The sequence below is a fragment of the Aeromicrobium sp. genome, assembly GCF_036675695.1.
Lineage (GTDB): Bacteria > Actinomycetota > Actinomycetes > Propionibacteriales > Nocardioidaceae > Aeromicrobium.
The window spans coordinates 1-3,094 of the sequence record NZ_JAKFEL010000017.1; the positions used below are offsets into that span (position 1 = coordinate 1).

The window sequence follows — 3,094 nt, forward strand, 5'->3', positions numbered from 1 at the left end:
GCTGTGGATTGCCGCGATTGCGGTGGTCTTCTGGCTGCTGATCATCCGTCCTGCCGCGCGACGTCAGCGAGAGGTCAGTGCGCTCCACGCAGCGCTGTCCGTCGGTGACGACGTCCTGCTGACGTCCGGTGTCTTCGCGACCATCGTCGGTGCTGCCGACGACCACCTCGAGGTGGAGATCGCGCCCGGTGTGGTCATCCACATCGTGCGCGGCGCGGTTGCCTCGCTGAGGGTGGACACCGCCGACGAGGCCGAGCACGCCGATGCCACCGACCACTCCGACGGCGCCGACGAGGCCGAGCCGACCGACGGCGCCGTACCCACCGACACCGAGGACCGCTGACATGGCCGCCCGTCGCCCGCGCCCCGGACGCACCCTGATCATCTTCTTCCTCGGCCTCGCCGTCTGTTACGGCCTGGTCGCGCTCGCCGGGAGCTGGAAGCCCACCCTGGGCCTCGACCTCCAGGGCGGCACCCGCATCACGCTGACCGCCGAGAAGGCGCCCAGCGCCGAGAATCTCGAAGAGGCCCGCCGGATCATCGACCAGCGTGTCAACGGCTCCGGTGTTGCCGAAGCAGCCGTGACCACCCAGGGCGGGAAGAACATCGTCGTCGAGGTCCCGGGCAAGACGACGAACCGGGCGCAGCTCGAGGAGACCGTCAAGCGGCAGGCTCAGTTGCGGTTCCGCCTCGTTGCGTGTTCCGACCGCAACCCGAGCGGTCCGTGTGCGCAGGCCGGTGGCCTCCCCGGTGGCCTGGGCCGGGCACCCCTGTCGCTGGGCGCCGACGAGGAGCCGACCCCGACGCCCACCGCCACCGACACGGCGACCGGAACGGCCGACCCGACCGTGGACCCGAGTGCCGATCCGTCTGCCGATCCCAGTGCGACGCCGACCGCGCCCACCGCGACCGACCCGGGTGGCGACGGTGAGAAGTGGACCGTCAAGGACGACATTGCCTGGTCTCGTGCTCCTGACGCGGACGCCATCGCGGCGTACAACAACTACACCTGTGACAACAAGGGTGTCCTGCTCACGCTCGACGGCAAGCCTGCGGACCTACCGGACGTATGGGACGAGCCGCTCGTGGCCTGCTCCCAGCCGGAGGACGGGCAGTCGCTCAAGTACCTCCTCGGCCGTTCGGTCGTCGAGGGCACCGAGCTCGACGATGCCAGCGCGACGACGCCCCAGAACGGTGTTGGCTGGGTCGTGGCCATCGAGATGGGCAACGACAAGGACAAGGCGCTGCCCAAGGGATCTGCAGGCGCATCGTCCGACTTCGAAGCCGTCTCACGCGCCTTCGCCGGCACCGACGAGCAGTTCGCTGTCGTCCTCGACAGCCTCGTGCTGACCGACCCGGTCATGAACAGCGTCATCACCGACGGCCGCTCGCAGATCGAGGGCAACTTCACCGAGCAGAGCGCGCTCGACCTGGCCAACAGCCTGAAGTTCGGTGCGCTGCCGATCAACTTCGACGACGAGCAGACCTCGGTCGAGGAGATCGGGCCCTCCCTCGCGGGCAACCAGCTCAACGCAGGCATGCTCGCTGGCGCCATCGGCCTCGCGCTGGTGATGCTGTACTGCCTCTTCTACTACCGCGGCCTCGGCCTCGTGGTCGTCAGCTCGCTCTTCGTCGCAGCCGGCGTCACCTACGCGATGGTGCTGCTGCTCAGTGAGACCGCCGGTTTCACGCTGACCCTGCCCGGCATCGCCGGCCTGATCATCGCCGTCGGCATCACTGCGGACTCGTTCGTCATCTTCTTCGAACGCATCCGCGACGAGATGCGTGAGGGCAAGTCGATGCGGGTTGCTGTCGAGACCGGTTGGGCGCGTGCGCGCGTCACGCGCGTCGCGGCCAACACGGTGCAACTGCTGTCCGCCTTCGTGCTCTACGTCTTCGCCACCGGCGCCGTGAAGGGCTTCGGTTTCGCGCTCGGCCTGACCACGTTGATCGACCTCGCGGTGCTCTTCTGGTTCACCAAGCCGCTGGTGTCCTGGCTCGCCCAGTTCAAGACGTTCAACTCCGGACACAAGCTGTCGGGTCTCAGCAAGGAGACGCTCGGTATGGATGTCGCGCCCGACCGCAAGGTTGCGACCGTGGGGGGTAAGGCCTGATGGGCAAGATGTCCCGACTGGGCAACGACCTCTACCAGGGTCGCAAGTCCTTCAACTTCGTAGGCAAGCCCTGGCTCTGGTACGCCGTCTCGGTCGTCCTGGTGAGCGTCGCTGTGGCCGTGCTGTTCCTCAAGCCCCTCAACATGGGTGTCGAGTTCACCGGTGGTACGACGCTGTCGGTCCCGGTGGGATCCGGCAACGCGACGCAGGACGCTGCCGACGCGCTGCAGGAGGCGGTCGCAGGCTCCGATATCGAGAATGCCGAGAACCCGACGGTCACCACCGAGGGCAACTCGGCGCTGACCGTCCAGGTCGAGAACCTCAGCGAGCAGCAGCGCACCGAGATCTCCGAGCTCATCCACGACAAGTACCCCACCGTCACCGAGGGCGACCTCTCCATCCAGGACATCGGTCCCAGCTGGGGTCAGGAGGTCGCCGAGCGCGCTGCCATCGGTGTCGTGATCTTCCTGATCCTCGTGGTCCTGTTCATCTGGGCGTACTTCCGCGAATGGCGGATGTCCGTCGCGGCGTTCCTCGCACTGGTCCACGACGTGGTGCTGACGGTGGGCGTCTACGCGCTGTCCGGCTTCCAGGTCACACCCGCGGCGGTCACCGGCGTGCTGGCGATCCTCGGCTTCTCGCTCTACGACACGGTGGTGGTGTTCGACAAGATCAAGGAGAACACCCACCAGCTGCGCAAGAAGACGCAGTCGTACTCCGACGCGGCGAACCTCGCGGTCAACCAGACCCTGGTGCGCTCGATCAACACCTCGATCGTGGCGCTCATCCCGATCGGCGCGATCCTGTACGTCAGCGCTGTCCAGCTGGGTGCGAGCTCGCTCCAGGACCTGGCCCTGGCCCAGTTCGTCGGCATGGCGATCGGCGTCTACTCCTCGGTGATGCTCGCGCCTCGCGTGCTGGTGCACCTGAAGATGCAGGAGACCGAGGTCCAGCTCCAGGCCCGCCGCGCGAAGGCCAAG

3 protein-coding genes are annotated in these 3,094 nt (G+C 67.3%); all 3 read left to right on the forward strand.

From position 1 onward, the window contains the following. A partial coding sequence (gene yajC / locus V6M39_RS01010) for a preprotein translocase subunit YajC (protein ID WP_332641788.1) occupies positions 1-343 on the forward strand: 343 nt, incomplete at its 5' end. 1 nt (position 344) lies between these two features. Further along, entirely contained in the window at positions 345-2,114 is a 1,770-nt protein-coding gene (secD, locus tag V6M39_RS01015; RefSeq protein ID WP_332641789.1) for a protein translocase subunit SecD, read from the forward strand. Beyond that, positions 2,114-3,094, forward strand: a 981-nt coding sequence (gene secF, locus V6M39_RS01020; RefSeq protein ID WP_332641790.1) for a protein translocase subunit SecF, incomplete at its 3' end; no start/stop codon positions are given. The genes secD and secF, both read left to right, overlap by 1 nt.